The 3381-nt window shown below is 55.6% G+C and carries 1 protein-coding gene; it reads right to left on the reverse strand.

What is annotated here, in order from left to right; all coding sequences use genetic code 11:
- Positions 1–94: 94 nt before the first annotated feature.
- On the reverse strand, positions 95–3381 hold a 3287-nt coding region (locus ACVBEF_RS20860; protein WP_447125818.1), incomplete at its 5' end, for a putative Ig domain-containing protein.

A 3381-nucleotide genomic window follows, 5' to 3' on the forward strand; every position in this document is an offset into this window, starting at 1 on the left:
CTCCGACTCAGTAGTTCTATGCCGAGTACCACGGACAAGCACGAATCGATTTTTTATGCATTACAACTAACTATTCCCAGAGCCAACCAAGCACCTATTTAATCGGCACTTCCAAACTAAAGAGAATGGCCTGACTGCGCGCAGTAGACTGATTGATATTGGTGTTGTAATCAATCGTGCAGATAAAGCCATTATGCAAGAACAACCGGGCACCCACACCTGCAGCCCAGTTACCGGTCTGCAAGGTAGTCGTCTGCACCGTATAAGCAGGACCGGCTGCGATTTGATCGGCATACGCCATCAATGCACTGCCAGCTCCCTGGAACTGATGCGCAAACTCAACCCGTGCGCGTGGTAACCAGGTTCCGTAAGTCGTCACGTACTGGGCTTCTATACGTGTTCCCAAGGTAGCGCTAGAGTTACGCACGGTTTGCTTAAAGTACGTCATCGCACTCGTGCCGGGTGCCGTTTCGGTGTACTGATTCAGGCTCGCCGAGGTCATGTCCATACGACCATACGGTGTCACCATCCAGCTATCATTACGGAACTCCATACCAGCAACAATCGCGGTGAACAATTGATTGCCATGCCGCGCACCATTCGCAAAGCCGCCGTTCTCGTTAAGGTAGCGGGTCGAAGTGAAATTGAGCGTGCCTAAACCGAGAACGCCATCAATGTACACATTCTTGACTGGTCGGATGCTGCCATACAACGCCCCGACTACACTTTCGGACGCGCTCTTGCTGCCGTCTGTGCCGATATCACTCGACGAACGGCTCAAACCTGCACCCAGACCAATCGTCGCTTTATCGTTGATCCGATAGTCACCACCAACTGTTACGCCGTCGGTACTGAACTTGAATCCACTTTGCTGACCGCTACCACGTTGCTGACCGAAATCAACCGCTCCACCGACCCACAATGACAACTGTTCTTTATGCACATCGTCTTGTCGCAGCGGCAAATCTGGCAATTGGTTAGCCGCCAACCGGGTATCGTTTGCGGCCAACACTAAGCCGTTACCACTACCTTGTTGTTGCGACCAGCTGACCTTACGCATATTTGGTTGATACGATTCGTTGGTCAGGCCATCGAAACCGCCGTATCCACTATTACGTGCCTGCACATTATTAAATGCACTATTGCCATCGACGGTCGGCTCGCGGCTCACAGTCATCGGCACGCTCACACCAAATCCCGAATGGCCCCAACCGTCCACATGCAAGGTTTCCAGACGACGCGTAAAGTTCGACAACTGCGCAATCGAGAAGCGGCGTGAAGCATCGTTCTGTGACGCAACCTGAGCCGCCACTACCGGGATGACCGCAATATTCGGCCGCGCTGAGACAGCAATACTGACACTACCCGGTGCTGAGATGGTGTAGGCATTTCTCAACGTGTAACTCACCGTCGCCACGCCAGTAAACTTAGCGCCAGCAGTAAAGCTGACCTGATAGCCGCCGCCTGCATTAACAATGACGGCAGTACCTGCTGCTGACGGTGTCACCGCAAGAATGCTCGCCGAAGTGAACGGTCCGCCGCCCGCGCCGGTGGTCAGATCAACAATCACATTATTACCAGAGAGCACAGTCCCGCTCAACGTGGCCGCAACCGGCGTCGAGTTGACGGTGATGGTCGCTGCAATCGGTGCCGAAACCCCGAAAGCATTTGTCAAGGTATAGCTCAATCGCATCGCACCACTGCTGCCGATCACCGAGGTATACACAATGTCAGTGCCGCTCACTATCGCCGAACCAGCACTTGGTCCGCTAACGATCGTCAATGCGGTAAATGGACCGCCGGTTGCACCGGTAGCGCCATGCACTGTCACCGACTGACCTGCCTGAACCGTCGCGCTCTGTGCGCTGTCCCCAGGGACAGACAGCGCTGTCACAGAGATCGTCACTGTCGCCGGCGCTGAAGTACCGCCGGTTCCGGTATCCGTATAGCTCAGGCTATCACTACCGAAGTAGTTCAAGGCCGGGGTATACACAACGGTCAAGCCACTCACCGTCGCCGTCCCATGCGATGGCGCAGTAGTAACAGCGATGCTGGAAATCGGACCGCTATCGTGAGCAGTCACATTGATCGTCAGCGCCTGATTAGCCGCTGTACTGACCGTCTCATTAAACGCCACCGGTTGCGGCTGACCCACAATCAATGTCACCACTTTCGACACACCGAAGTTATTCGCATCCGTCGCAGTCACCGTAAAGGTATAGGTGCCAGCCGTGGTCGGCGTACCGCTCACCGAACCATTGGTGCCTAATACCAGCCCCGCCGGCAAACTGCCCGAAGATACCGTCATGGCATAAGGTCCCGTCCCGCCGTTGGCAGTCAATTGCCCGCTATACGACACGTTAGCCTTACCAGTCGTGAGACCACTTGACGACAGCGTCATACCCGGCGCACCAACAGTAAAGGCATAAATATGCGAAGCGTTAAACGGACCGGTACCGGTACTGCTGTCAGTCGCTTTAATGGTGACGCTAAAATTGCCGCCCAACGTCGTCGTGCCGCTCAGTACGCCGGTTGACGGGTTGAGCGTCAGCCCCGTTGGCAATGCACCGCCAATAATCGTATAGGTGTAAGGAGCAATCCCGCCCGCAGCCGTCAAGGTTGTGCTGTAAGCCGTTTCCGCAGTCGGGTTCAGCAACGACGATGGCGTAAGCGTCACCGTCGCAACGCCAATCACCAACGCATACGTCTGCGTCACGTTGAAGTTATTCGCGTCCAGCGCCTTGACAGTAAAGTAGAAAGTCCCGGAGGCCGTCGGTGTCCCCCTCAGTGCACCGGTCGATGTATTCAACGTCATCCCGGCAGACAGTGAGCCGGCAGTCAGGCTATAGCTGTACGGCCCAATACCACCGGTGGCAGTAACACCACCCGAATAACTGGCCGCCACCGCGCCGCTTGCCACAGTGCCGGAACTAAAGGTGATGCCTGGCGTGACTATCAAGCCGGCATAAACGTGCGAACCATGAAACGGTGCGCCAGTGCCAGTACTGCTGTCAGTCGCTTTGATGGTCACGTTATAGCTTGCGCTCTGCGTTGTCGTGCCACTCAACACCCCGGTTGAGGGGTTGAGCACGATGCCAGTTGGCAATGCACCGCTGGTAATCGCAAAAGTGTAAGGTGCAGTCCCGCCGGCACCCGTCAACCTCGTGTTGTAAGCCGTTTCAGCAGTAATCGCTGGCAACGACGATGGTGTCAGCGTCACCGTCGCAACGCCAATCACCAACGCATACGTCTGCGCCACGTTGAAGTTATTTGCGTCCAGCGCCTTGACAGTAAAGTAGAAGGTCCCAGAGGCCGTCGGTGTCCCGCTCAGTGCACCGGTCGATGTATTCAACGTCATCCCGGCAGACAGTGAGCCGGCAG

This window comes from Glaciimonas sp. GG7 (assembly GCF_052976905.1).